20 protein-coding genes and 1 pseudogene are annotated in these 26,783 nt (G+C 74.0%); 13 read left to right on the forward strand and 8 right to left on the reverse strand.

Features of this window, described 5'->3' with window-relative positions; all coding sequences use genetic code 11:
• Positions 1-195: 195 nt before the first annotated feature.
• The 7 genes from ABZ573_RS15415 to ABZ573_RS15445 all read left to right on the forward strand — a co-directional run bounded on the left by ABZ573_RS15415 (position 196) and on the right by ABZ573_RS15445 (position 11,884).
• Entirely contained in the window at positions 196-2,766 is a 2,571-nt protein-coding gene (locus ABZ573_RS15415) for a fibronectin type III domain-containing protein (RefSeq protein WP_358118671.1), read from the forward strand.
• A 27-nt stretch (positions 2,767-2,793) separates the two neighbouring features.
• On the forward strand, positions 2,794-3,789 hold the full coding sequence (locus tag ABZ573_RS15420) for a MoxR family ATPase (RefSeq protein WP_358118633.1): 996 nt from the start codon (positions 2,794-2,796) through the stop codon (positions 3,787-3,789).
• A gap of 12 nt (positions 3,790-3,801) precedes the next feature.
• Positions 3,802-4,956, forward strand: a complete 1,155-nt coding sequence (locus ABZ573_RS15425; protein ID WP_358118635.1) for a DUF58 domain-containing protein — start codon at positions 3,802-3,804, stop codon at positions 4,954-4,956.
• Between the two features lie 161 nt (positions 4,957-5,117).
• Positions 5,118-7,517 carry a transglutaminaseTgpA domain-containing protein gene (locus ABZ573_RS15430; protein ID WP_358118673.1) on the forward strand — a complete coding sequence of 800 codons (2,400 nt, stop codon included), beginning with the start codon at positions 5,118-5,120 and terminating at the stop codon, positions 7,515-7,517.
• A 197-nt stretch (positions 7,518-7,714) separates the two neighbouring features.
• Entirely contained in the window at positions 7,715-8,377 is a 663-nt protein-coding gene (locus ABZ573_RS15435) for a GNAT family N-acetyltransferase (RefSeq protein WP_151456881.1), read from the forward strand.
• A 148-nt stretch (positions 8,378-8,525) separates the two neighbouring features.
• Positions 8,526-9,593, forward strand: a complete 1,068-nt coding sequence (locus tag ABZ573_RS15440) for a DUF2855 family protein (RefSeq protein ID WP_327028965.1) — start codon at positions 8,526-8,528, stop codon at positions 9,591-9,593.
• Between the two features lie 530 nt (positions 9,594-10,123).
• Positions 10,124-11,884, forward strand: coding sequence for a substrate-binding and VWA domain-containing protein (locus ABZ573_RS15445; RefSeq protein ID WP_327028966.1), 1,761 nt, complete (start codon positions 10,124-10,126; stop codon positions 11,882-11,884).
• 59 nt (positions 11,885-11,943) lie between these two features.
• On the opposite strand, the pseudogene ABZ573_RS15450 reads toward ABZ573_RS15445, so the two are convergent.
• A pseudogene (locus tag ABZ573_RS15450) lies at positions 11,944-12,231 on the reverse strand (dehydrogenase); the annotation flags it as partial.
• A gap of 51 nt (positions 12,232-12,282) precedes the next feature.
• Here ABZ573_RS15450 and ABZ573_RS15455 point away from each other — a divergent pair.
• The gene (locus ABZ573_RS15455) at positions 12,283-12,501 is read left to right on the forward strand and encodes a DUF2855 family protein (RefSeq protein ID WP_225852446.1); all 219 of its coding nucleotides are present in this window, start codon (positions 12,283-12,285) and stop codon (positions 12,499-12,501) included.
• A 153-nt stretch (positions 12,502-12,654) separates the two neighbouring features.
• Here ABZ573_RS15455 and ABZ573_RS15460 read toward each other — a convergent pair whose 3' ends face one another.
• The gene (locus ABZ573_RS15460) at positions 12,655-13,080 is read right to left on the reverse strand and encodes a hypothetical protein (protein WP_151456878.1); all 426 of its coding nucleotides are present in this window, start codon (positions 13,078-13,080) and stop codon (positions 12,655-12,657) included.
• 205 nt (positions 13,081-13,285) lie between these two features.
• Between ABZ573_RS15460 and ABZ573_RS15465 the strand changes: the two genes are divergently transcribed.
• Entirely contained in the window at positions 13,286-14,533 is a 1,248-nt protein-coding gene (locus ABZ573_RS15465) for a sensor histidine kinase (RefSeq protein WP_358118638.1), read from the forward strand.
• Positions 14,534-14,581: 48 nt separating this feature from the next.
• On the opposite strand, the gene ABZ573_RS15470 is transcribed toward ABZ573_RS15465, so the two are convergent.
• The 3 genes from ABZ573_RS15470 to ABZ573_RS15480 all read right to left on the reverse strand — a co-directional run bounded on the left by ABZ573_RS15470 (position 14,582) and on the right by ABZ573_RS15480 (position 17,244).
• On the reverse strand, positions 14,582-15,283 hold the full coding sequence (locus ABZ573_RS15470; protein WP_358118640.1) for a response regulator transcription factor: 702 nt from the start codon (positions 15,281-15,283) through the stop codon (positions 14,582-14,584).
• A 198-nt stretch (positions 15,284-15,481) separates the two neighbouring features.
• Complete coding sequence (locus tag ABZ573_RS15475) at positions 15,482-16,273, reverse strand: SDR family oxidoreductase (RefSeq protein ID WP_358118642.1); 792 nt, start codon at positions 16,271-16,273, stop codon at positions 15,482-15,484.
• The gene (locus ABZ573_RS15480; RefSeq protein WP_327031248.1) at positions 16,270-17,244 is read right to left on the reverse strand and encodes an LLM class F420-dependent oxidoreductase; all 975 of its coding nucleotides are present in this window, start codon (positions 17,242-17,244) and stop codon (positions 16,270-16,272) included. Before ABZ573_RS15480 ends, ABZ573_RS15475 begins: the two co-directional genes overlap by 4 nt.
• A gap of 126 nt (positions 17,245-17,370) precedes the next feature.
• Between ABZ573_RS15480 and ABZ573_RS15485 the strand changes: the two genes are divergently transcribed.
• Positions 17,371-18,255 carry a DUF1028 domain-containing protein gene (locus tag ABZ573_RS15485; protein ID WP_358118644.1) on the forward strand — a complete coding sequence of 295 codons (885 nt, stop codon included), beginning with the start codon at positions 17,371-17,373 and terminating at the stop codon, positions 18,253-18,255.
• A 34-nt stretch (positions 18,256-18,289) separates the two neighbouring features.
• Here the strand turns inward: ABZ573_RS15485 and ABZ573_RS15490 are convergent, their stop codons facing one another.
• On the reverse strand, positions 18,290-18,958 hold the full coding sequence (locus ABZ573_RS15490) for a maleylpyruvate isomerase N-terminal domain-containing protein (RefSeq protein WP_358118646.1): 669 nt from the start codon (positions 18,956-18,958) through the stop codon (positions 18,290-18,292).
• Positions 18,959-19,059: 101 nt separating this feature from the next.
• Between ABZ573_RS15490 and ABZ573_RS15495 the strand changes: the two genes are divergently transcribed.
• Positions 19,060-19,512: a YbhB/YbcL family Raf kinase inhibitor-like protein gene (locus ABZ573_RS15495; protein WP_327028972.1), complete on the forward strand. Its 453-nt coding sequence runs from the start codon at positions 19,060-19,062 to the stop codon at positions 19,510-19,512.
• 4 nt (positions 19,513-19,516) lie between these two features.
• Here the strand turns inward: ABZ573_RS15495 and ABZ573_RS15500 are convergent, their stop codons facing one another.
• Positions 19,517-20,404, reverse strand: coding sequence for a phosphatase PAP2 family protein (locus tag ABZ573_RS15500; protein WP_327028973.1), 888 nt, complete (start codon positions 20,402-20,404; stop codon positions 19,517-19,519).
• 84 nt (positions 20,405-20,488) lie between these two features.
• Here ABZ573_RS15500 and ABZ573_RS15505 point away from each other — a divergent pair, with 84 nt between their 5' ends.
• Positions 20,489-21,181: a DUF3159 domain-containing protein gene (locus ABZ573_RS15505; RefSeq protein ID WP_358118648.1), complete on the forward strand. Its 693-nt coding sequence runs from the start codon at positions 20,489-20,491 to the stop codon at positions 21,179-21,181.
• Between the two features lie 287 nt (positions 21,182-21,468).
• Here the strand turns inward: ABZ573_RS15505 and ABZ573_RS15510 are convergent, their stop codons facing one another.
• Positions 21,469-24,360: a glycoside hydrolase family 48 protein gene (locus ABZ573_RS15510; protein WP_192581586.1), complete on the reverse strand. Its 2,892-nt coding sequence runs from the start codon at positions 24,358-24,360 to the stop codon at positions 21,469-21,471.
• A 959-nt stretch (positions 24,361-25,319) separates the two neighbouring features.
• Between ABZ573_RS15510 and ABZ573_RS15515 the strand changes: the two genes are divergently transcribed.
• Positions 25,320-26,735 carry a GH1 family beta-glucosidase gene (locus tag ABZ573_RS15515; protein ID WP_327028975.1) on the forward strand — a complete coding sequence of 472 codons (1,416 nt, stop codon included), beginning with the start codon at positions 25,320-25,322 and terminating at the stop codon, positions 26,733-26,735.
• Positions 26,736-26,783: the final 48 nt, after the last annotated feature.

Here is a 26,783-nt window from a genome sequence, read left to right on the forward strand (position 1 = left end):
ACGCTCGGTGTCCACAGGGGGACGGTGCGGGTTCCCATGCCCCCGACCCGGCCATATGATGGCACCCGGCTCAGGGGAGGGTCGCCGTCATGGCGTGCCACCTGCCAGGGACGACACGGGAGGCAGCCGGTAGTGGCCACCATCGACGACGCCGGGCACGCCGGCACCGGCCCCCCGCGTCCCCGGCCCCGCCGGATGCGGGGCGGGGTCGTCACCATCGCGACGGTGGCCGCGCTGCTGGCCGCCATGGGGCTCACCGTCCACGGCCTCGGTGCGGCGGACAACGCGGTGGCGAGCCACGACGCGAGTTCCTGGCTGTGGAGCGCCGCGCGCAGCGAGCTGGCCCGCGTCAACGGGATCACCGCGCGGGTCGACACCCGCGTCGGGGTCCCGGGCGCCCGCCGGCACCCGGTGCAGGTCACCCAGACCGACCGCCTGCTGGTCCTGCGGGACCTGAACACCGGGCAGGTCAGCTCGCTGGACCTGGCCACCCTCCAGATCACCGCGACCACCCGGACGACCCCGGGGCTCGGCGTCAACGTCGCCCTGCACGAGGACGCGGCGTTCGTCGTCGACGCCGTGCAGGGTGTCGTCCGGCAGCTCGACCCGCGGTCGCTGACCCCGATCGGTGAGCCGGTGCGCTACCCGCCGGGCATCACCGGCGGGTCCTTCGACGGCGAGGGGCGCCTGTGGATCGCGGTGCCCAGCGAGGGCACCGTCTCGGCGGTCACCGCCGCGCCGCTGCCCTCCGCGCCCGCGTCGGCGGCCCCCGCCGGGGCCGGCCTCAGCCCGAAGAAGGTCGAGACGTACGACGTCGCGGACGCCAGCCACGAGCTGGTCCTCTCCACCCTGGACGACGGCGTCGCCGTGCTCGACCGTACGGCGGGTGCTTTGGTGCGGGTGCAGGGCGGCAAGGTCCGGACCACGCCGCTGACGATGGCAGCGCCGGGCGCGCTGCCGGCGCGGACGAGCGGGCCGGACGTGCCCGTGACGGTGCCCGGCGAGCGGCGGGTGCACGTGGTCGACAGTGGTGGCGCGGTCCGGGCGTTCACGGTGCCGGGCGCGGGCGACCAGCTCAGCCCGGCCGTGGCGTGGGCCGGGCGGTACTACTGCGCCGACGAGGCGTCCGGCACGGTCTACGCGTTCGACTCCGGCGGCCAGCTCGTCGACACCATCCGGGGCCGGGGCACCGGGCCGCTGGAGCTGGAGGTGCGGGAGAACCACCTCTTCATCAACGCCCCCGACTCGGCGACCGCGCAGGTGGTGGACGACAAGCACCAGGTCCGCGAGGTCGACAAGTACGCCAACGACGTGCTCGGCGGCGACCCGCCGCCGGCTCCCCCGCCGCCGCCCCCGCCGAAGAAGCCCGAGGTGGGCAAGCCGGGCGCCCCGCGCGGCGTCACCGCCGCCGCCGGCAACGCGCAGGCCCGGGTGAGCTGGCGGCCGGCTCCGGCCAACGGGGCGGAGATCGTCCGGTACGTGGTGCAGGGCGCCGGCCAGCGCGTGCAGGTGGGCGCCAACCAGCGGGCCGTGGAGATCAAGGGCCTGACCAACGGTGAGACGTACCGGTTCTCGGTGCACGCGGTCAACGCGAAGGGCGACGGTCCCGCGCGCACCAGTAACCCGGTGACGCCGACGGCCGCGGTGCCGGACCCGCCGGCCGCCGTCACCGCCCAGGAGCGCCCGGACGGCACGGTGCTGGTGAAGTGGCCGGCCGCCAACGGGCAGGGCAACAGGATCGCGAAGTACGTGGTCACGGCCACGTCGGCGGGCACCAACGCCCCGGCCGGCGAGTCCCGCAGGACGGAACTGGTGGTGCCGGCGGGCGAGTTGGAGTACGGCACGCAGTACGCGTTCACGGTGGTGGCGGTCAACGACCGGGGCGCGGGCTCGGCGGCCTCGCCGGTGAGCAACACCGTCGTGCCGTACGCGCCGCCGGAGCGGCCGACCGACTTGCGACCGACCACTGTGGCCGACCGGCCGGGCTCCGTCGCGGTGCAGTGGTCCCCGGCGGTGGCCAACGGCCGGCCGGTGACGAAGTACGTCGTGGACGTGGGCGGGCGCAGCAGCGAGGTGACCGACACCCGGGCCACGGTGGACGGGTTGGGCAACGGCCAGAACGTCACCGTGAAGGTGCGGGCGGTCAACGAGGCCGGCCCCGGCCCGGAGGCCACCGCCACGGCCCGTACGGTGGCCGAGCCCCGTGTCACCGTGACCGGTTCCTCGGCGACCGCCACGTCGGCGACGGTGACGTTCACCGTGGACGCCGGCGGCGGCAAGGCGACCTGCTCGCTGAGCACGGGCGGTGAGCCGGCGAAGACCGGCAACTGCTCCAGCATCACGATGACGGGCCTGACCCCGGGCACGGCGTACACGTTCACCGTGACCGCGAGCAACGCCGCCGGCAAGGGCACCGGCACCCGCGCCCAGACGACCGACGCCCTCTACGGCATCGCGACCTGCAAGAACGGGCCGGACGGCGAACAGCGCACGTACTGCGACAGGGACGTTGACGGCCGCAACGGCAACGAGGTCTTCAAGGTCACCCGGCAGGACAACGACCAGCAGGCCGGCTGGGCGAAGCCCGGCACCCGGCTGAAGGCGTACTGCAAGAAGTCGGGCGAGAACGTCGATTCCTGGATCTACAACAACCAGAAGCAGAGCACCTGGTGGGTGCAGGTCGACTACAAGGGGAAGAACTACATCCCCTGGGCCTGGCTCAACCTGGAGGGCGGCGACGACATCAAGGACCTGCCCACCTGCTGACCCACCCAGGCAAGGAGCACCACCCGCGTGAACACCCCAGACCCGCTCACCCAGCCGGAGGTGCAGGGCTTCGCCGCCCTCGCCGCCCGGCTGGCCGAGAACGTCAACGCGGTGGTGCTGGGCAAACCCCAGGTGGTCCGGCTGGCGCTGACCGCGCTCTTCGCCCAGGGGCACGTGCTGCTGGAGGACGTGCCGGGGGTCGGCAAGACCACCCTGGCCCGGGCCGTCGCGGCGACCGTGAAGGGGCAGTGGCGGCGCATCCAGTTCACCCCTGACCTGCTCCCCTCCGACGTGTCCGGGGTGACGATCTTCAACCAGGCCACCCGGGGCTTCGAGTTCCACCCGGGCCCGGTCTTCGCCAACATCGTCATCGCCGACGAGATCAACCGGGCGTCGCCGAAGACCCAGTCGGCGCTGCTGGAGGTGATGGAGGAGCGCACCGTCACCGTCGACGGCGTCCGGCACCCGGTGCCGCAGCCGTTCCTGGTGGTGGCCACCCAGAACCCGGTGGAGATGGACGGCACGTACCGGCTGCCGGAGGCCCAGCTCGACCGCTTCCTGGTGAAGCTCTCCGTCGGCTACCCCGACGAGGCGGTCGAGGTGGAGGTGCTGCGCGGGGCGACGGTCCGCTCCCCCGAGGCGCTGACGGCGGTCACCGACACGGCCACCGTCGGGGAGATGGTCCGCATGGCCCGCCGGGTGCACATCGCCGAGCCGCTCTACGCGTACGCGGTGCGGCTGGCTGCGGCCACCCGCACCCACCCGCAGGTGCGGGTCGGCGTCAGTCCCCGGGGCGTGATCGCGCTGACGAGGGCGGCGTGCGCGTACGCGCTGATCGACGGGCGGGGCTGGATCATGCCGGAGGACCTGAAGACCCTGGCCGAGCCGGTCTTCGCGCACCGGCTGCTGCTCACCCCCGACGCGCAGGTGCGCGGGGTGACCGCCGCCGAGGTGCTGCGCCAGGCGGTCGCCTCGGTTCCGGTGCCGCTCCCCTCGGGCCAGCCGGCCCCGGTCCAGGGCTGACCGGCGACGCCGGTGTCCGCGCTCACCGCCCGGTGTGTCGGGCTGCTCGTCGCCGCCGTCGTGCTGCTGGGCGTCGGCTTCCGCTTCGCGTACCCGGAGTTGACGCTGCTCGGGGCGGCGGCCGGCATCGCCGTCGGGTACGCCGTGCTGAGCGCGGCGTGGCGGCCCCGCCTGGAGGTGACCCGCAGCGCCGACCCGGACCGGGTGGCGCGCGGCGAGCCGGCGGCGATGACCCTGACGGTGCGCAACGCGGGGCGGCTGCGGGCGGCGAGCCTGGTGGCCGAGGACCGGTGCGGGGACCGGGCGGTCCCGGTGCCGCTGCTGCGGCTGCGACCGGGCCGGGACACCACGGTCCGCTACGAGGTGCCGACCGCCCGCCGGGGCGTGGTGCCGGTGGGGCCGCTGCGGGTGACCCGGCGCGACCCCCTCGGCCTGGTGGCGCTGGCCCGCCCGTACGGCGGCACGGTGCCGGTCTGGGTGCACCCGCGCGTGCACCCGCTGAACGCGGTGCCCACGGGGGCGGGGCGCAGCCTGGACGGCCGGGTGGACAAGGTGCCGCACGGCTCGATCACCTTCGACTCGCTACGCGAGTACGTGGTCGGTGACGAGTTGCGCCGGGTGCACTGGCGGACCAGCGCCCGGGTGGGCGAGCTGATGGTGCGGGAGAACGTGGACACCAGCCTGCCCCGGATCGTGGTGCTGCTGGACAACCGGGCGGCGGCCCACCCGGAGCGCCTGGACGGGGTGGCCGAGTCGTTCGAGTCGGCGTGCGAGGCCGCCGCCTCGGTGCTGGTGGCCGCGTACCGCGAGGATCTGCCGGTGGTGCTGCTGCTGGTCGCGCCGGAGCCGGCGGGCGGTGACGCGGCGGCGCAGGGGCCGCTGGACCGGCTCGCGGCGGCGGAGCTCGCCGACGGGGGTGACCTTCAGCCCGCCACCACCCGGCTGCGGCGGGAACGGCTCGGCGACACGCTGGTCTTCCTCACCGGGCCGGGCGGCCGGGACGACCTGGGGACGGTGGGCGCGCTGCGGGCCGCGTACCCGTCGGTGGTGGTGGGGGTCTTCGGGGCGACGGAGCCGGCGCCGTCGGGCGCGGCCGGCCTGGTGGTGATCGACGCCGCGGACGGGGCGGCGTTCGCCGCCGAGTGGGACGGGGTGCGCAGGTGGTGACGGTGGCCGGCGGCGGTCCCGACGGTCAGGCGGGGCGGGGCACCGGCGGCGTCGCGACGGACGCCGCCGGGCCGTCCGGGGTTGGCGGCGGAGCTGGCGACCCCGGGCCAGCCGGTGGCGGTGGCGACCCCGGGTCGGCCGGCGGCGGTGGGGTCGCCCGGGTGGCGCGGGCGCTGCGGGCCGTCCCGGTGCCGCTGGCGCTGGTCGGGATGATCGGCCTGGCCGGCGCGGTACTCGGCCGGGTCTATGCCGGCCCGCTGCTGACCTGGCTGGTGCTCGGGGCGGCGGTCGGCTCGGTGCTGGTCAGCGTGGCCGCCCGCCGGCTGCCCTCGTGGCTGGTCGCACCCGTCTCGGTGCTCGCGATGGCGGGCTGGACGGCCTGGTCGCTGCGGCTCACCGCGACCCGCGCCGAGCTGCCCGGGGGCCTGGCCGAGGTGACCGCCGACGCCGCCGCGAACGGCATCCCCCGGCTGCTGACGGCGATGATCCCGGTGGAGCCGACCCCCGACACGGTGCTGGTGCCGCTGGTCGCCGCGTGGCTGGCCGGTCTCGCCGGGGCGGAGGTGGCGATGCGGGCGGGTCGGGTGCTGCTCGGCTACCTGCCGCCGGTGCTGCTCTACGCCGCCGCGCTCTACGTCGTCGGCCCGAACGCCGATCCCGCGATCGGGCCGACGCTGGCCCTCGTGGCCGTGGCGGTGCTCGGGCTGGCGGTGCCGCCACGCGGGGCGGCCGGCGCCGACGCGGCCGCCGGGCTGGCCCCGGCGGTCCGCGCGGCCGTCCGGGCCCGGCTCGCCGCCGCCTCCGCCGCCGGCCTCGCGGTGGTCGTCGGCCTCGTCGCGCTGCTCGGTCCGCTGCTCGCCGGCCAGGTCGACGGCCGGCCGGTGGACCCCCGGCGGTACGTCGAGCCGCCGCAGGTGGAGACCCTCGACGAGAACCCGCTCATCCGGATCTCCGGCTGGGCGCTGAACCCGGGCCAGCAGCTGCTCGACGTGCGTACGCAACGGTCGGGCCCGCCGGATTCCGCGCCGGCCGAGGAGCCGGGGGCCGCCCCCGGGCCGGGCGCCGCCGCACGCCCGGTGCCGATCCGGCTGGCGGTGCTCAGCGACTACGACGGCGTGACCTGGCGGGTCGGCGCCACGTACCGCAACGCGGGGCGGATCCTGCCCGTGACGGCGCCGGCGGCCGACAGCACCGTGGAGACGGTACGGCAGGAGATCACCGTCGCCGGGCTGAGCGGCCGGCTGCTGCCCGCCGTCGCCACCCCGCGCCAGGTCACCGGCGCCCGGGTCGCGTACGACCCGACGACCGGGACGCTGATCCGCCCGGAGGGCCTGACCCCGGGGCTGCGCTACGACGTGACGTCGGCGCTGGAGACGCCCGACTCCAACCTGCTCGCCACGGCGGACGTGCCGGCCGGCGAGGACGTGGCCCGGGTGTTGCGGGTCGCCGACGGGGTGCCGGAACCGTTGCGCCGGCTCGCCGCCCAGCTCGCCGAGTCCAACGGCGCCCCGTACGCGCGGGCCGCCGCCGTGGAGCAGTTCCTCGCCGAGCACTACCGCCTCGTCGCGGACGCGCCCAGCGGGCACGCGTACCCGAACCTGAACTTCTTCCTCTTCGGACCCCGCAACGCCGGCGGGCAGCGGGGCACCTCCGAGCAGTTCGCGGCGGCGTTCGCCGTGCTGGGCCGGCTGACGGGGCTGCCGACCCGGGTGGTGGTGGGCTTCCGTGCCGCCGGCGACGGTCCGGTCCGGGCCGGCGACGCGTACGCCTGGCCGGAGGTGCTCTTCGAGGGGCTGGGCTGGGTGCCGTTCGACCCGCTGCCCAGGCCCGACGAGGAGCCGCGCCCGGTGGAGGAGGACTTCCGCCCCGCGCCGGAGGAGCCGCCCCCGTCGGAGGTGCCGGAGCCCACGGTCGAGCCGACCGTGTCGCCGGAACCGGCCGCCGCGCCGGGCGGGCGGGCCGGCTCCGGTGGACCGTCGACGGCGCTGCTGGTCGGCGGCGGGACGGGCGGCGTGCTGCTGCTGGTCGTGGTCGCGCTGCTCGCGCTGCTGCTGATGCGCCGGGCGCTGACCCGGGCGCGGCTGGAGCGGGCCGACCCCGGCCAGCGGATCGCCGGCGCCTGGCGGGAGGTGACCGACGCGCTGCGGCTGTCCGGGCACCCGGTCGGCGGGGATCTCTCCGCCTCCGAGGTCGCCGCCCACGCCCGCCGGGCCGTCGCCGACGCCCGCGCGAGGCGGTCCGGGCACGCCCCGACGACGGCAGGCCCCTCCCCCGGTCCCGCCGGCACCGCCCCGGGAGGCACCGCCCTGAGCGGCCCCGGACCGGGAGGCACCGGACCGACGGGCACCATGACGGCTGCCGGCGACCTGGACGCCCGGGTGGACGAGCTGGCGGGGCTGCTCAACCAGACGGCGTTCGCCCCGGGCACGACCACTGCGGAGCAGGCCGCGCGGGCCACCACGACGGCCCATGACTACGTCGCCACGCTGCGCGCCGCCCGCCCCTGGTGGCGCCGGCTCCTCTGGTCCGTGCGCCCCGGTCCCCTCCGCTGGCGCCGCTAGGCCCCCTCCGCGACGTGGCGCCGTCCGCCGGGCCCCGCTGATCACCCGCGACGACACTCCTGCGGCGCCAGCGGCTGCGACGCGTCTACGTCGCATGATTCCGTGCACAACGGTGGCCGCCGGTGCCACCACCACATCCATGGGGCGCCCTGTCAGACCGTCATGTCGGGACCAATGTCCGCTGGTACGGTCTCGGCGTGCTCGACGGTCTGTTCACCTTGCACGAGAACTCGCTGATCGCCTCATGGCGACTGCTCGCCTCGGTGGATCCGGAAGGCGAGGTCGTCGACGATCAGGATGCGGTGACCATGTCGCATTCGCATCCGGCCCTGTGTAACGCACTGTTGCGCTCGCCGAGGGGGCTCGACCGGATCCGAAAGGTGTTCGGCGAGCGTCACCATGCGGTATGGGTGCGGCAGCCCGGCGACGGCCTCGAAGTAGTGGGGTATCGGCGCAACGAGTGCACGGTGCCGATGGTGCTTGAGCTTGCCGGCTGGGATCGACCACCTGCTGTGCCCGTGGTGGCGGTGGCGCCGGGTGACGTGGCGCAGCACAGCGGTGTGGGCCGGTCGATGCTCGCGGACCTTCCGCACACCTACGGCCATGCGACCGAGCGGTGGGAGTCCTGGGCGATCACGATGACGACCGGTGCCGTAGCGAACATCTCGTTCGTCACTACCCGTGAGGAGTTCCAGCGGCGCGGCCTCGGCCGGGCCGTCATGACGCGAGCGCTGCTGGACGCACGGTACCGGGGCGAGAGGTACGCGACCCTGCAGTCCACCCCGGCCGGATTGCGGCTCTACCGGGGGCTCGGGTTCCGTGACGTCGGAGTCTGGCAGGAATGGGTTCCGGCGCCCTGATTGCCCGCGCGGTCACGACGCATCCCCGCTACCGGCCACAGGTGCGGCACCTTCGTGCGGCCGGTCGCCACGTCCATTCGGACCGCGAGTGGGATTTTGCACTCGCAGTGCACTTGTCTCGGCCTCCGGGGCTGCCTAGCGTCGCATCATGCCTGCTTCCTGGACCTTCGCCGTTGCCCGTGACGACCTGAGCCGGACCACCCTCGTCGAAGGCACGACGCCCACCCTCGCCGACGGCGAGGCACTGTTGCGAGTGGACCGCGTCGGCCTGACCGCCAACAACGTCACCTACGCGGTGCTCGGCGACTCGATGCGGTACTGGGAGTTCTTCCCGCCCGGCCCCCGTGGGCTCGGCCCGCAGTGGGGACTCCCGCCGCTGTGGGGCTTCGCCGAGGTGGTCGAGTCCACGGTCGAGGGGGTCGCGGCGGGGCAGCGGGTCTACGGCTACCTCCCGCCGGCGGGTCACCTGGTGGTGCGGCCGGACCGGGTGGACGCCTCCGGATTCCGCGACGCGAGCGCGCACCGGGCCGACCTGCCCTCGCCGTACAACGTGTACCGGGCGACCACCGGCGACCCGGCGTACCGGGAAGACCAGGAGGACCTGCTGGTCCTGTTCCGGCCGCTGTTCTTCACCTCCTTCATGCTGGCCGACCAGGTCGTCGACAACGACTTCTACGGGGCGCAGTCACTGGTGCTGTCGTCGGCATCGAGCAAGACCGCGTACGCCGCCGCCTTCGAGCTGCACGGCCGGGGCCCGCGCCTGGTCGGGCTCACCTCACCCGGCAACCTCGCGTTCACCCGGTCGCTCGGGTGCTACGACGACGTCGTCTCCTACGACGACATCCACGCCCTCGACGCCGTACCGACCGCCTACCTCGACCTGTCCGGCGCGCCCGCCACCCGGGCCGCGCTGCGGGAGCACCTCGGCGACCGGCTCGTGCGCGACGTCGCGGTCGGACTCACCACCCAGATCCCGAACGCCGACGCCGCCGGAGAGGTGTTCTTCGCCCCGGTGCAGATGCGCAAGCGCCGCCAGGACTGGGGCCGCGACGGGCTCGACCAGCGGTTCACCGACGCCTGGCAGCGGTTCACCGGGGTCGTGGGCGAATGGCTCGACGTCCGGACCGGATCCGGGCCCGACGCCCTGGAGCGCGCCTGGTCGGAGGTCCTCGCCGGCCGGACGCCGCCGCGTGTGGGTCAGATCGTCCAGTTGTGAGCGGTGTCCCGGCCCCGGACGGGCTGCGGGCAGACAAGCCACTCACCGCTTTTCTGGGCGAGGGGTCCACCGTCATCGCTGCCGCCGCTCCCGCCCCGGGTGCGGCACAGCCCCCTGGGCCGCGTACCGCTCCTGAATGGAGGGTGCGGGACGCGACAGGCCGGACCTGCGGGCCGTGCCGTCCCCGACATCGCCGTCCGTCGAACCGCCGAGACGGCACGACACGCCGGAGGCGAGTGGCTTTCGGGCTGGCGGGCCGTGACACCATACCTCTGTCGTCCGTCGCCTCGGCGCGGCTCGTCAAGGTTCCGGTGGAGTCACAATGGCTGGGCCGAAGGGGCAGCGATGCCGGGCACCACGCCGCCGGGTTCGTGTGATCCGCGCACGGCGGGGCCCTGCCAGCTCATCGGGCGGCCGGGCGTGGGCGGCCGGGGCGCCGTCCACCCGGGCAGGGACGGACACGGCTACCGGGGAGCGGTCAACCCGGCAGGCCATCGCCGACGCCACCGCCGCACCTCTGGAGGGAACCGATGGTTTCAGGTCGACCGACTGCCCGGCCGTGGCTGCCGTACGCCGTGGCCATCGTGGCCGGATCCGCAGTCATCGCGGCGGCCTACCTGATCGCCCGGCCGGCGGCGGACGCCGTGTGCACGCCGCTGGAGGTCAGCGCGTCGATCGAGAAGGACGTGCTGCTCGGCGAGCTGGCGGAACGCTACAACAAGAGCGATCGGCGAGTCGGCGACCGGTGCGCCGTGGTGACCGTGCACGGCCTCGCCTCCGGTGCCTCGACGGACGCGCTGGCCGGCGACTGGGCGGCCGAGCAGCCCGACCTGCCACGGCCGCAGGTGTGGTTGCCGACGTCGAGCCTGTGGACCGGGCAGTTGAAGTTGCTGGACGAGGCCGCCGGACGCCCGGCGCAGACCCCCGGCCGGTACCCGTCGATCGCGAACAGCCCGCTGGTGATCGCCATGCCCCAGTCGAAGGGAAAGCACCTCCAGCAACAGGGCCCACTCGGCTGGGGTGAGGTCCTCGGCTCGTCCGGGCGCACGGGCTGGGCCACCTTCGGCCGCCCCGACTGGGGGCGGTTCAGCTTCGGCAAGGTCAACCCGAACCTGTCCACCTCCGGGCTGGCGGCCACGATCGCGAGCTACTACGCGGCCATCAACCGGGCCAGCGACCTGACCGAGAGCGACGTCGCGAATCCGGCGGTGACCCAGTTCGTGCGCCGCATCGAGGCCAACGTGTCCCACTACAGCGACGACATCGTGGACCTGTTGAAGGACCGCGCCGAGGCGGACCTGTCCAGCGCCGACACGGCGGCCCCGACGGACATGAGCGCGGTGGTGACGCAGGAGGAGCTGGTCTACCAGTACAACGAGGGGAAGCTGAGCCCGACCCCGGGCAAGAAGCCGAGGGTCCCGCTGGTCGCGCTGTATCCCAAGGAAGGCACGTTCAACCTCGACCACCCGTACGTGGTGCTCCCCTCGGCCAGCCCGGAGCAGCGTGACGCCGCCGCCGACTTCCTGAAGTTCCTGCAGGAGCCGCCGCAGCAGCAGAGCTTCAGCCGGCACGGGTTCCGCGACCACGAGCGGAACGCGGCCGGCCCGTTGATCGCCGCCGTCGGCGGGCGGAGGGCCGAGAACCTCACCTACTTCGACCCGCCGGATCCCGCCGTGGTCAAGGCGATCCTCACCGGCTGGGGCACGCTGCGGAAGAAGGCCAACATCCTCGTGGCCGTCGACACGTCCGGTTCGATGAACGCGAAGATCGGTGACCAGACCAGGTTCCAGGTGGCGACCAGGGCCGCCGCCAAGGGCTTCGGCCTGCTGAACTCCGAGGACAAGGTCGCGCTCTGGTCGTTCTCGTCCGAGACCCCACAGCGGCCGAAGTCGCCGTACAGCGAGGAGGTCCGGCTGTCACCCTTCAACCAGAAGGCGCTCACCAAGGAGCTCAACAATCTCCACGTTGAGGGCGGCACCGCGCTGTACGCCACCGTACGGGCGGCACACCGGCACATGCTCGATCACTACGACCAGTCCCGGATCAACGCGGTGGTCGTGCTGACCGACGGCACGAACGAGTACACCAAGGACAACAACCTCGGCCGGCTGCTGAAGGATGTCGCGTTGGATCCGGAACGACCGATCAAGATCTTCTGCATCGCCTTCGACGAGAAGTCCGACTTCGGGAAGCTGGACCAGATCGCCAAGGCGTCCGCGGGCAAGGCGTTCGACGCCCGCGACCCGGCGAAGATCGACGACGCTTTCGTCAAGCTCGTCAGCAGCTTCTAGCGCCGCGCAACCAGGCCCGGCACGCGGTGCGCGGCGAGGCGGATCCGCGCGGCCGGGTTTCAGGACCGCAGGCGGCGGACGAGCTTGCGCAGGCCGGACTGCCAGCCGTCGGGGTCCTCCGCCTTGCGGCGGGCGTAGTCGGCGACCTCGGGGTGCGGGAGGATCAGGAAGCGCTCCTCGGCGATGCCGGCGACCGCCGCGTCGGCGACCTGGTCGGCGGTGAGCACCGCGCCGGAGGCGGCCACGACCCGCGCGCCCAGGTGACCGGCGGCCAGCCCGTCGGCGAGCATCGGCGTGTCCACGCCCTGCGGGCACAGCGCGCTGATCCGGACGCCCTGGTCGCGGAAATCGCGGTCGGGCTCACCACTTAGACTCCGAACGCCGACGCCGCTGAGGAGGTGTTCTTCGCCCCGGTGCAGATGCGCAAACGCCGCCAGGACTGGGGCCGCGACGGGCTCGACCAGCGGTTCACCGACGCCTGGCAGCGGTTCACCGGGGTTGTGAGCGGGTGGCTCGACCTCTGGGTCGACGCCGGCCACGACGCCCTGCGACGTGCCTGGTCGGAGACGCTCGCCGGCCGGACGCCGCCACGTGTGGGTCAGATCGTCCAGTTGTGAGCGGCGTTCCACGACGTCGCCCCGGTCCCGGCTGCGGCCGGGACCGGGGTTTGGCCCGCGCGGTCAGGCGCACCACGGCGCGGCGACAGTGGCCGGGCCCGCCACCTGTCGCCGCGCCGGATCCGTGCGGGTGCCGCCGCCTGCGCCGGTCGTTCAGGAACGATAGAAGATCGTGCTGTAGCTTCCACAGATGTTGGCGCTCAGGGAATTGTCGGTGCACTCTTTGATCTCGACCCGCGTGACATTCGAGGCAAAGTTGTAGGTCCTGGTGACCGTCGAGTTCGTGCCGTTGTCGTTGGCGAGTTCCTCGTAGCGCGTTCCACCGTCCCGGTAGTAGGCCGCGAGCCGCGCCTTCGCGTTGCGGTCGTTCGCCACGGTGTCCTTGACCTGCACCTTGACGTACAGTCGGCCATTGTCGCCCCACCACCAACTACCGTGCACCCAGGCGCCGGAGACATCCGCGCTCGTGTTGCTCATCGACCATTCGGTGGCTGCCTGGGCTGGGGCCGGAGAAATCACGACCGTACCGACCAGAGCGGAAATTCCCAAGAGGGCGGCGGCGAAACGACGCTTCTTCAATTCGTACTCCCTTTAGTGGTTGGCTTGCACCTGAGACGTTAATTCGCACGGCGTCCGTCCACATCGTCCCGCTGATTGATCCCCTACCACGACCGCTGCGGTATCTGGATCGGCTGACTACCGCAGCGGTTGTACGGCACCATCCGCGGGACACCGGCCCTCATCGCCACCGCTCGACCTCGCACCGACCACTTAGGATCTACCGGTGCCACACCGCGAGCGGCTCCGGCAACGACTGCACGACGTGCCCGCGACGGTCGTCGACGCGGCGGTCGCCACCGGCATCGTGGCGGTCACCGCCTGGATGGGGCGCGACTACCAACTGCCCGGCTTCCGCGAGTTCGACGGCACGGCCCTGGTCCTGACCTGCCTGGCCAACATCCCGCTCGCGGCACGCCGCCGCGCCCCGGTGACCGTCCTGCTGACCTGCTGCACCGTGGTGGCGTGGTTTCTCACCCTCGGCTACGTGCCCAGCCTGAACCTGTTCGGGCCGCTGCTCGCGATGTACACCGTGGCCGCGACGCGTCCCACCCGCACCGCCCTGCCGGGGGCCGCGGCCACGGCCGGCGTGACCTTCTACAGCGGCATGGTGGTCGAGGTCTACACGCTGTGGACGGCGCTCGCCCAGGCGCTGGTGGCGACCCTGGTGGCCTGGCTGTTCGGGGCCGGGGCCCGACGGCTGGCCGACCGCAACCGGCGACTGCTCGCCCTGGCGGAGGAACTGCGCCGGGAGCGGGAGGCCCGGGCCCGCAGCGCGGTCCTGGCGGAACGGATACGTATCGCCCGCGAGCTGCACGACGTGGTCGCCCACCACATGTCGGTGATCTCGGTGCAGGCCGGCCTGGCCCGGTACGTCCTCGCCACCGATCCGGCGACGGTGGGCGCGGCGCTGGACACCATCACCGACAGCAGCCACGAAGCGCTGGAGGAGATGCGCCGGATGCTCGCCCTGCTCCGGGTGTCCGACGCCGACCCGCGAGGCGAGGGCGACGGCTGCGACCCCGCACCGGGGCTGGGTCGGCTCGACGAACTCGTCGAGCGGATCAGGGCCGCCGGCGTCCAGGTCGCGGTGGTGGTCGTGGGTTCGCCCCGCCCACTGCCACCGGGGACGGACCTCTGCGCGTACCGGGTGGCGCAGGAGTCGTTGACGAACGTCCTGAAGCACGCGCGCGGGGCCCGGGCGAACGTCACGCTCGACTACGGCCAGCCGGAGCGGCTGACCATCCGGGTCGCCGACGACGGCCCCGGCGCTCCTGACGGGCCGGCGCACGGCCACGGTCTCGCCGGCATGCGCGAGCGGGCACGACTGTACGGCGGAAGCCTGCACGCCGGCACCGCCCCGGGCGGCGGCTTCACCGTCACCCTCAGCCTGCCCGTCGGGGTCGTCCCACCCGGCAGGCACGAGCCGGGGGTCACCGGTCGGCGGTCGTCGCCTCCGGCCCGGCCCGCCTAGCCTGCCTGCTGTCACGTCCGGTCCAGGAACTCCAGGACACCCGTGCATCTATGGCGGATTGGTGAACCCCCTCTCACCTGGCCGGACCAGACCGGACTCGTACGCCAGGACCACCGCCTGCGCCCGGCTGGCCAGGCCGAGCTTGGCCATGGTCCGGTTCAGATGGGTCTTGACGGTCGCCTCCGCGATCACCAGGCGCCCGGCGATCTCCGAGTTGTCGAGGCCCGTGCCGACCAGCCGCAGCACCTCCCGCTCCCGTCCGGTGAGGATGTCGAGCGCCGGCAGCGCACCGGGCCGCGGCGCGGCGGAGGCGGCAAGTGACTCGACGAGTCGATGGACCACGCGGGGTGTGAAGAGCATGTCCCCGCGCGCCACGGTGGCGACGGCGGCCAGCAGCCGCTCCGGGGGCGTGTCCTTGAGCAGGAAACCGCTGGCCCCGGCCCGCAGCGCGGCGTAGACGTAATCGTCGGTGTCGAACGTGGTCAGCACGAGGACGCGGGGCGGGTCGTCCCCGGCCGCGGCGATGATCTCACGGGTGGCTGCGATCCCGCCGACGCCAGGCATCCGGAGGTCCATCAGGACCACGTGGGGCCGGGTGGCGGCGGCCACGGCCACCGCCTCGGCGCCGTCGGCGGCCTCGCCCACCACCCGCATCCCCGGGGCGGCCCGGAGCAGGGCGGCCAGACCGGCGCGGATCAGCACCTGGTCGTCGACGACGAGAACCCCCACCGACCTACTGCTGCGGGACATGAGCCTCCTGGTCCTTGCGGTTCGACGCCAACAGCGGGCGGGTTCGACGCCAACAGCGGACAGGTTTGGTCCGAATCGCGGGCGGGCGCGGCCCGAGCCCACGCCCACGCGCGCCGCGCGCTTCGGTCACACGCGCCGCCGGGAACCGGCCCGGTCGGACCTCCGCTGTCGCCGGTCGACCCTGCCCGACGACAGCGGCTACGCCCTCAGCCGACGGACGAGTTTGCGCAGGCCGGACTGCCAGCCGTCCGGGTCCTCCGCCTTGCGGCGGGCGTAGTCGGCGACCTCGGGGTGCGGGAGGATCAGGAAGCGCTCCTCGGCGATGCCGGCGACCGCCGCGTCGGCGACCTGGTCGGCGGTGAGCACCGCGCCGGAGGCGGCCACGACCCGCGCGCCCAGGTGACCGGCGGCCAGCCCGTCGGCGAGCATCGGCGTGTCCACGCCCTGCGGGCACAGCGCGCTGATCCGGACGCCCTGGTCGCGGTAGGTGACGGAGAGCCACTCGGCAAAGCCGACGGCGGCGTGCTTGGTGGTGGCGTACGGGGCGTCGCCGACCGAGGTCAGCACGCCCGCCGCCGAGCAGGTGTGCAGCAGGTAGCCGCCGCCCCGGGCGAGCATCGCCGGCAGCACCGCGCGGGCCGCGTAGACGTGGGAGAGCACGTTGACCTGCCAGGCGCGGTCCCAACCGGCGTCGTCGATCTCCATCCCGCCGCCGGAGGTGACGCCCGCGTTGGCGCAGAACAGGTCGATGCGCCCGTACCGCTGCTCGGTGTCGGCGACCAGCGCGCGGACCTGCTCCTCGTCGGTGACGTCCAGCCCGACGGCGCGGGCGACGGGGCCGAGGCCCTCGGCCACCGCGCGGGCCGCGTCGGCGTCGAGGTCGGCCACCACCACGGCGGCGGCGCCCTCGGCGGCGAAGCGACGGGCCAGGGCGGCGCCGATCCCGCCGGCCCCGCCGGTGATCACCACCACCCGGTCGGTCAGGTTCACCGCGACCCACCCCCACCCAGGCGCGCGATCAGGTCCCCCAGTGCCGCCGCACCACCCGCGGCGAGCTCGGGGGTGGGCAGCAGGGCCAGCACCGGTACGTCCACACCGGCGTCGGCGTAGCGGCGGACCTGCTCGCGGCAGCGCTCCGGCGAGCCGTGCAGCACCAACGCGTCGACCACGTCGTCGGGCACCGCCGCGCCCGCGCCGCGCCGGTCCCCGGCGGCCCAGGCCCGCCACATCGGCCCGAGCACCTCCTGGCGGCCCAGCCAGCGGTGGAACTCGGCGTACGCGGGCACGGTGAGGTAACTGGTGATCAGCCGGCGGCCCAGGGCGCGGGCGTGCACGGCGTCCTCGGTCGGGCAGACGAAGATCCGCGCGACCACCTCGAAGCCGGGGCGCCGCTCGCCGACCTCGGCGAGGGCCCGGGGCACGTCGGTGGCGGCGAGCCAGTTGAGGATGACGCCGTCGGCCTCGGCGCCGGCCAGCCGCAGCATCCCCGGGCGCAGCGCGGCGAGCAGCACCGGCGGCGGCACGGCCGGCTTGCGGTCCAGGGTGAAGCGGCGCACGGCGAAGGTGTCGTACTCCTCGTCGACGGTCTCCCCGGCCAGCGCCGCGCGCAGGAACCGCAGCACGTCGCGGGTGCGCCGGAACGGCTCCTCGAACGGCACGGCGTTCCAGTTGCCCACGACGACCGGCGAGGACGCGCCGATGCCGAGCGCGAACCGGCCCGGGGCGGCGTCGGCCAGCGCCGCCGCGCTCATCGCCAGCAGGCCCGGGCCCCGGGTGAAGACCGGCGTGATCGCGGTGCCCAGGCGCAGCCGGGGCTGCCAGGCGGCGGCGAGTGCCAGCGGGGTGAACGCATCTGCCCCGTTGACCTCCGAGGACCACACGTCGGTGAAGCCGGCCCCGTCGAGGGCCGCGTAGATCGCGGCGTGCTCGGCGAGCGGGATGCCGTCCAGCGGCACGGTCATGCCCCATCGCGTCGTCATCGGTCGATCGTGCCCGCTCGCCGGGCCACAGAGCAAGATCCCGTCGACGATCCCACATCCATCGAAGCCTGGGGATATGCACGCAGCGGAGGGAGCTACTCTCCATGCGTGACCTTCTCGCTCGTCGCCCGCTCCGCCGACGGCCGCCACCACGGCGTCGTGGTGGCCAGCCGGTTCCTGGCCGCCGGCGCGCTGGTGCCGGCCGCCGAGGCCGAGGTCGGCGCGCTCGCCACCCAGGCGCACGTCAACCTCGCCTACCGCCCGCAGGGGCTGACGCTGCTGCGCACCGGGGTGGCCGCGGCCGACGTGGTGGCGGGGCTGGTCGCCGCCGACCCGGACCGGGACCACCGCCAGCTCGGCGTGGTCGCCGCCACCGGCGTGGGCGCGACCTGGACCGGGCCGAGCTGCCATCCCTGGGCCGGCGGTCAGGCCGGCGACGGCTGGGCGGCGCAGGGCAACATCCTGGTCGGCCCGGAGGTGATCGACGCGGTCCGGGACGCCTGGCTGGGCGGGGCCGCGCTGCCGTTCCCCGACCGGCTGCTGGCCGCGTTGCGCGCCGGGGACCGGGCCGGCGGCGATCGGCGCGGCCGGCAGAGCGCCGGGCTGCTGGTGGTCGAGCGCGGCGGCGGGTACGACGGCACCGGCGACGTGCTGGTCGACCTGCGGGTCGACGACCACCCCGATCCGGTGACCGAGCTGGGCCGGCTGCTCTCGGTGCACACCCTGCTCTTCGGCCGGCCCGACCCGGCCACCCTGCTCGACCTGACGGGCGCGGTCGCCGCCGAGGTCGGCGCGCTGCTGGGCGCGCTCGGCCACCCGGTCGACCCGGCGCGGCCGGAGGAGGCGCTCTTCTCCTGGGCCGGCCTGGAGAACCTGGAGGAGCGCCTGGTGCCCGGCCGGATCGACCCGGTCGTGCTGGACCACCTGCGCAGGGCCGCCCCGCACGTGCCCGCCCCGCGCCCGGAGGCGGACCCCCTCGGCGCCGACGCCTGACTCGCCCGCCGGGCCGGGCCCGGGGCCCGCCCGGTCAGCCGCCGAAGGAGAGCCAGCGGAAGCCGGCGGCGTCGACGACGGCCCGCTCACGGTCCGTGAGGCCGGCCCGGCCGGTCGCCTTGCGGATCAGCGTGAGCCGGTCCCAGCCCAGCCCGGGCGGGACTGCCCGCCCGCCGGTGAGCAGGTCGGCGACGACCTCCGCCGCCGTCGGCGTCAGCCACGGCCGCCGCTCCAGCGCCGCCGCCAGGTCCAGGCCGTGCACGCCGACCTCCACCACGCGGGTACGCAGGAACTCGGCGAGCGCCATCGCGTCGCCGTGCCGGGTGCGTACCACCCGACCCGGCGGTGCGGCGTCGACGGCGTCGAGGGCGGCCCGCCAGGCCCGGTCGAAGTCGGCCACCAGGGCCGGCCCGTCGAGTTCCCGGGCCTCCCGCCGGCCGCTGTCGACGCGGGCGGCGTCCACGGACGGGGTGAACTTGGCGGCGCCGTAGTAGGCGGCGGCGTCGACCTCGGCGCGGGGCGGGGCGGGCTCGGCGAGCATGTCGACCAGCCGGCCCGCGCCGGTGCGTACGTGGGCCAGCAGTTCGCGTACAGTCCACGGCCGGCAGTCGGTCGGACGGTCGAGATCCGCCTCGTCGACGCCGCGCAGCACCTCGCCGAGCCGCTCGCACTCGTCCCGGAACGCCGCCCGTACGCTCTCCATGGTCCCCTCCCCCGTCCCGCCGACCCTCTCACACCGGCGCGGCCGTTTCGGGTCCCGTCCGGCGGGTACGCGCGGCCGGGCCGACGAGAGGAGCGCCAGGGATGGCCGGGATCATGCTGCGTAGCACCGCGTTCAACGACCACGACATGCTGCCGAGCCGCTTCTCGAAGGAGGGCGGCAACGTCTCGCCTCCGCTGGAGTGGGAGCGGGTGCCGGAGTCCGCCGCCGAGCTGGTCCTGCTCGTCGAGGACCCGGACGCGGGGAGGACGCCGTTCCTGCACTGGCTGGTCACGGGGATCGCGCCGAGCGCCGCCGGGGCTCCGGAGGGCGGCGTGCCCCTGGGCGGCCGCGAGTGGCCCAACGACTTCGGCACCACGGGGTGGGGCGGCCCGCACCCGCCCCAGGGCGACGATCCCCACCGGTACTTCTTCCGGCTCTACGCGCTGGACCGGCCGCTGGAGCTGCCCGAGACGCCGCGGGCGGACGAGGTGCACCGCCTGCTCGTCGAGCGGGACGCCGCGAGCGGGACGATGGTCGGCACCTACTCCCGCTGAGCGGTCAGCCCTTGACCCGGGGCACCAGCCGGTGCACGGCGGCGAGCACCAGCGCCATGACCACGCCCATCGTGCCGACGATCCCGGCGGCGCTGCCGGCGTAGCCGACGAGGAGGGGCCTGCGGGCCAGCTCGCTGGGCGGGGTGGCGCGCAGGTCGACCAGCCAGGAGAGGGCGAAACCGCAGGCCACCACCGCCAGTACGCCGCCGACGCCGAGCACCGTCGCGGCGACCCGGTGGGCGTCGGCCGACTCGACCTGCGCCTGTTCCCGCTGGGTGATCAGCAGCATCAGCCCGGCCAGCGCCGCCCAGACCCCGACCACCAGGAACGCGGCCACCGCGTCGCTGGGCCGGTGCCAGCCGGCGGAGAGGGTGGCTACCCCGGCGATCGCGGCGTAGCCGGCGCCGAGGAAGGCGCCAAGCACCCGCACCTTGCGCGGCAGGACGAGCATCAGGGCCACCGCGACGGAGGCGGCGACCGTGGCGTGCCCGCTGGGCAGGCTGTTGCCGGCGTAGATCCGTTCGGGGTCGATGCCGAAGTCGGGCCGGGCCAGGCCGTACTTGAGCAACTGGGTGGTGGCGTTGGCGCCGGCGATCAGCAGGGTGGCCGTGACGGCCAGGGCGATCCGGCCCCGGATCAGGGCGATGAAGCCGATCACCGCGGTCGCCGCCAGCAGCGAGACGACCGACATGGCGTTGAGGATCCGGTTCACCGGCTCCTCGATGTGGTCCTGCCCGATCCGGTTGCCGGTCAGGGCGACGGTGTCGACCCACTGGCCGATCTCGACGTGCACGGCGACCCGCCACACAGCGATGAAGGCCGCCGCCTGGACGAGCGCCAGGACGACCAACCAGACCGCGGTCCAACCCCTCGGCGTCGTTCGCACCCGCACACCGTAGCGGCAGGCACGGCCCGGTCGGCGGGTGGCCTGTCGCTCGGCTACGGCTAGGTTGGTGGCGGACGTGAGGAGGGTGCGGTGACGCGTACACCGGAGGGTGCGCCGGCCCCGACGGACCGGCCGGAGACGCTCGCGGACCTGCTCGGCGGGCGCCGGGGCGCGGTCGACGCCAGCCTGCCGCCGGTGGCGTTCGCCCTCGGTTGGCTGCTCGGCGGGCACTCGCTGTGGGGCGGGGTGGGCGCGGCCGTGGTCACCGGCGCCGCGCTGGCCGGCTGGCGGCTGCACCGGGGCGACCGGCCGCGTTCGGTGCTGGTCGGGCTGCTGGCCGTCTGCGTGGCCGCGCTCGTCGCGTTGCGCACCGGTCGCGCCGAGGACTTCTTCCTCGTCCAACTGCTGTCGAACGCGGCGAGCGCGCTGGCCTGGGTGGTCAGCATCGTGGTGCGCTGGCCGCTGCTCGGGACGGTGGTGGGCGTCGCGCTCGGCCAGCGGGCCCGGTGGCGGCGGGATCCGGCGCTGCTGCGCGCGTACGGCCGGGGCAGCTGGGCATGGGCGGCGTCCTACGTGCTGCGGGTGGCGGTGTTCCTGCCGCTGTGGCTCGGCGGTCAGGTGGTCGCGCTGACGGTGGCCCGGGTCGTGTTGTCCTGGCCGCTGGTGGCGGCGGTGCTCGCGGTGAGCTGGGTGGTGGTGCGCCGGTCGTTGCCGGCCGGTCACCCGGGGCTGCGCCACCCGGTGGTGCCGGCCCGTGCGCCGGTGGAACCGGCGGGAAAGTAAGGGAGAGGCCGCCACGGGGGGAGCGGCCTCTCCGGTGACGTACGTTACTCCGTTCCGGCCCCATGCGTGATCCCGTGGTGGCCGGTTTTTCGGGCGTTTTCGCGCCCGGTGCATATCCGGGTGCGGTTGGGGTGGGCCGGCTGCCCCGCTGCGTCGGCCGGTTGACCGGCCCACCCCGGCCTGACCGTGGGAGTCAGGCCGTCCGCCGACCGGGCGTCTCCGTTCCCCCAGGCCCGCCCGGCCGGCCTCCGGGCGGGCGGGCCGCGCCACCCACCCGGAGGAGTCGGTCAGCCGTTGGGGAACAGCTTTCCGTAGTCGGCGTACGCCATGGCGACGTCCGCCTGGGCCCAGAACCGGTGGTACTTGAACTCCGGCTCGGGGCCGCCGTCCAGGTACGCCTGGACCTTCGGCCAGGCCGGGTCGTTCTTGTAGAAGGAGCGGATGTCGAGGAAGCTCTTGCCCGCGGCGATGGGGTCACCGTTGGCCATGGTCCCCGTCCAGCCCGGCGGCACGTAGAGGCCCTGGCCGGTGCTGGCGTCGTAGACGTCGTCGAAGCGGCGGTAGTCGCCCCGCTTCTCCACCGTGGACACGCCCTGGGCGTCGCTGGCGCCGTGCAGCGCGTCCAGCAGGCCCTTGGCGGTGTTCTTCGCCGCCGCGTTGCCCGACTTCGCCGCGTACGCGATGAGCGTGCGGGCGTAGGCGGCGGCGATGCCGACGTCCTGGCCCTTGACCGTGACCTCGACGTGCAGGTTGGTGTTGGGCTGCGGGTTGGCCGGGTTCCAGGTGGTCGGCTGGCCGGTCCACTTCATGTCCGACGGGATCGACCAGTTGGTGCCGACCGTGGTGTTGGCGATCGCCCACGGCACCCACTTGTCCAGCAGCGCCTTGGCCTTGGCGTTGCCGGTCTCCAGGTACAGCTCGGCGATGCGCTGCATCGACCAGGCCTGCATGCCGAACCACTGGTTCGACGGCGGGTCGTTGTAGACCGGGTCGACGTCGTAGTACATGCCGTAGAACGTCGACGTGCCGGCCGGCGGCTGGCCGTAGTGGCCGCCCCAGCTGTTGGTCGCGCCGCCGGCGATGCCGCCCTCGGCGGACTGGAGCCAGGTGTAGAACTCCAGCTGCCGCTCCAGGCTCTTGGTCCAGTCGGTGACCGCGGTCGGCGACTTCGGCTTGAGCTCGTTGACGTTGGTCAGCGCCCAGGCCGCGAACGGGTTCTGGTAGCCGAAGTGGTTGTGGCTGGAGCCGATCCGCCACGACCAGTTCTGGTTCGGCTCGTACGCGCCGCCCCAGGCGTAGTACCAGGACATCAGGTAGTGCGCCGAGTCCTTGCCGGTGCCGGCCGGGCAGGTGGCGGCCCCGACGCAGTTGCCGATCTTCTTGAAGTACTTGTCGAACATGGCGTAGCGCAGGTAGTCACCCATCTTGGCGGCCTTGGCCACGGTGGCCGCCACGTCGGCCTCCTTGCCCTGCTCCTTGGCCCAGGTCAGGGCCCAGTACGCGGCCTGCACGGCGCGGGCGTCGGCGTCGGGGGCGTTGGTGTACTTCCACTGCTTCGCCGGCGCGTTCGCCTCCTTGACGAACAGGTCGAGGTAGCCGTTGCGGCCGCCGTGGGCAAAGGTGTCGCAGGACGGCTGCGGCACGGTCTCCCACACCGACTCCTGGGTGCCCCGCTGGAAGGTGTTGATGTACGCCGGCCGGGTGGTGCCGTCGCCGCAGCGGCCGTAGCCGTAGGTGTTGTCCACGTCCAGCAGCCAGTGCATGCCGTAGATGTCACCGGTGCCGTAGGTGTTCTGCAGCTCCGAGCGCAGCGGGTCCTGGCCGACCGGCACGTTCGGCTCCAGCTGCGACGGGTACTGGCTGGGCAGGTCGTGCTCGGCGGCGTACTGCGCGGTGCCGGCCGCGCCCGCGGTGGGCTGGTCGGCGTGCGACGGGATGATGTACTTCTCCATGACGTTCCAGGAGTTGTTGAACGGGGCCCAGTTCTGGGTCACCCGCCCGTACTGGGCCTCCAGCCAGAGCCAGAAGCTGAACGCCTCGGAGGTCGTCTCGTGCCCGTGGTCGGGCGCCTCGACGATCAGCGTCTCGATCGAGTGGTACGGCACGCCCTCGGGGCTGAAGTAGCCCGAGTTCTTGATCTTGCCGTACTGGTCGAGGAACCGCTTGACGTAGGTGTTGTCCCCGCCGCCGGTGTCGTTGTCGATCTCGGTGGCGGTGATCGCCAGCGGCGCGTAGCCGGTGGCCGAGGCGGTGACGGTGGCGGTGCCGCCGAGCGTGTCGGCGTCCTCGGCCGCCGCGACGGTCACGTTCACCCCGGTGTTCCAGTTGCTCGGGGTCAGCGTCACCGAGGCCGGCGAGACGGTGATGTCGGTGTCGCCGGTGCGGGCGAGGGAGACCGGCACGTTGGCCGTCGGCGCGGCGCTGAGCTTGAGGTTGACCGTCGAGCTGCCGCCCTCGGTCACGCTCACCGCCGACGGGGTGGCGACCAGCACCGGCCCGGACGCCGCCGTGACGGTGAAGGACTTCTCCGCGGTGGCGGTCAGGTTCGCGTTGTCGTACGCCTTGGCCTGCACCGTGTACGCGCCAGCCGGCAGGTCCTCCAGCGTGTAGCCGTACGGGGCGGTGGTGTCGGTGTTGACCAGCAGGCCGTTGCGGTAGAACTCGACCTTGCTGATCGTCCCGTCCGGGTCGCTGGCGGTGGCGCTCAGCGGCACGTCGGCGGGGGCCTCGAAGGGGCCGGCCGGCACGCTCAGCGCGACCGTCGGCGGCTGCTGCTGGGTGCCGCCGCAGGTGACGCCGTTGACCGAGAATGACGTCGGCTTCGGGTTGGTGCCGCCGTGCGAGCCGTTGAAGCCGATGCTGGTCGAGGCGCCGGTGCCGAGGTTGCCGTTGTAGGACTCGTTGGTGGCCGTGACCTGGTTGCCGGTCTGGCTCCACTTGGCCGACCAGCCCTGGGTCACCCGCTGGTCGCCGGGGAAGGCGAACTTCAGCGTCCAGCCGTTGATCGGGTCGCCGAGGTTCTTGATGGTGACGTTGGCGGTGAAGCCGTTGTTCCAGTCGCTGGTCGCGTAGACCACGTCGCAGGCGGGGGCGGCCTGTGCGGCGCCGGCCGGCAGGGTCACCCCGCCGACGGCGAGCGCGGTGGCGGCGACCATCGCCAGGCGGCGACGTCTTGCCAGATTTCTCATGTGCGCGGTGTCTCCTCGGACCTGGCCGGGGACGAAGGGCCCCGGCGGGGCGCCCTCCCGCGAACGGGATTCGGGGGCACCCGGGATGGTGGTCGCCCCGGCCCGAGGCCGGGGTACGGCGGGCGGCGCCCCCTGCGGGGCGGCTGCTCCGCCGACTGCGTCGGATGCCGTACCGGAGACACCGGCTGCCCTCGGCGACCCACGCTTGCGCGATCTGGCTCCGCGTCGCGGTGGCGACAGTGTGCCATGCATGGAAGCGCTCCCACAATGGCCGGAGGCGCACCGAAGCAGCAACATGTTTCGATCTCGTTTTGGGGCTTTCACAAAGCCGTGACGGGCGTTACAGTCGCAGCATCGGTCGATGGGAGCGCTTCCATCGACGGAGATCCAATTAGAAGATCACCCGGAGTCCGTCCATGACGGACTCCGGGGACTCAGCCCGAGGGCTGACGGCGGGCCAGCCCGGACACCGCCGTCAGCCGTTCCCACCGACATGGAGGGAGGTGGATCCTCTAGCCACTCGCGTGGCCCGGCTCCCGCGCGACACGCACGACAGGACGCCAATTCCGCCCGTGCGTGTGCAGCAATGGTGGGGACGGGGGTTGCCCTCCCCCGTCCCCACACACTAAACCCCCCGCCACGGCGGGAAAAGAGGCCGACGGGACTGGCCGTGTCGCCGTTCCGACCGGCCTCGTCCGCTGTCCGCCCGTACCGCCCGGTCGACGCCCCGCGCCCCGGCGCCCGCGTCCCGCGGCCGGCCACCCGAGCGCCCGGCGCCACCGCGCGCCCCCGCTCCCGCACCGCCGCCACGGGCGCATCACGCACGCACCTTTCCGCCGTCCCCGATCGCCCTTCGCCCGGCCGGGCGGACGCGACCGGCCGGCGGCTTCTGCCCTATGCTGGGAGCGCTCCCGGCCCGGCGGTGGCCACGCAGACCATGAGGAGAACCGATGTCGATGCCCACCCCGCGCCCGCCCCACGGCGCCGCGCTCTCCGCCACCGCCCCCGCCCCTACCGGCCCCGCACCGCGCGCCGACGAGACGCCGTCGGCAGGCCTGCGCTTCCCGCCGGGCTTCGGCTGGGGGGCGGCCACCTCCGCCTACCAGATCGAGGGCGCGGCCAAGGAGGACGGCCGGGGCGAGTCGATCTGGGACACGTTCAGCCACACGCCGGGCCGCACCCGCAACGGCGACACCGGCGACGTCGCCGCCGACCACTACCACCGGTACGCCGAGGACCTGGACCTGATGCGCGACATCGGGCTGGACAGCTACCGGTTCTCCATCTCCTGGCCGCGCGTACAGGCCGACGGCACCGGCGCGCCCAACCAGCGCGGGCTCGACTTCTACCGCCGTCTCGTCGACGGGCTGCACGAGCGGGGCATCGCGCCGATGGCGACGCTGTTCCACTGGGACCTGCCGCAGTCCCTCCAGGACGCCGGTGGCTGGGAGTCGCGCGACGTCGCCCACCGGTTCGCCGACTACGCCGAGATCGTCTTCCGCGCGCTCGGCGACCGGGTGCCGGTCTGGCTGACCGTCAACGAGCCGAAGACGGTGGTGCAGAACGGCTACCTCGAAGGTCACCACGCCCCGGGCCGCCAGGACCCGGACGCCGCGTACCTGGTCGCCCACCACCTCCACCTGGCCCACGGGCTCGCCGTGGCGGCGTTCCGCGCCACCGGCTCCGGCCGGATCGGCCCGGCGCTCAACCTGCACCCCTGCTACCCGGCCGACGACTCGCCCGAGGCCGCCCGGGCCGCCCGGCTCTACGACGGCTACGAGAACCGCCTCTACCTCGACCCGATCCTCACCGGCCGCTACCCGCAGGACGTGCTGGACGACCTCGGCCCCGACAGCCGGCTGGTCCGCGGCATCCGCGACGGCGACCTGGCGACCATCGCCGCGCCGGTCGACCTGCTCGCCGTGCAGTACTACACGCCCTACTACCTCACCGGCGACGGCGCGACGGTCGGGCGCTGGCCCACCTCACAGGCCTCCTGGCAGCAGATCCACCCCGACGGGATGTACGACATCCTGACCCGGGTGACCCGCGACTACGGCCCGATCCCGCTGACCGTCACCGAGAACGGGCTGCCCACCCCGGACACCCTCGACGCCGACGGCACGGTCGACGACGCCGGCCGGGTCACCTTCCTGCGCGACCACCTCGCCGCCGCGCACCGGGCCATGGCCGCCGGCGTGCCGCTGGAGAGCTACCACGTCTGGTCCCTGCTCGACAACTTCGAGTGGGACGCGGGCTACGACGAGCGCTGGGGCCTGGTGCACGTGGACTACCAGACCCAGCGGCGCGTGCTCAAGCGCAGCGCGCACTGGTACCGCCAGGTCATCGCCGCCAACGGTCTCTGACCGCCGGGCATCCGCCACCCCGGCGCCGCTCGGCGGCGCCGGGGTGGA

The organism is Micromonospora sp. NPDC007220, assembly GCF_040634035.1.
GTDB classification, from domain to species: Bacteria; Actinomycetota; Actinomycetes; order Mycobacteriales; family Micromonosporaceae; genus Micromonospora; species Micromonospora reichwaldensis.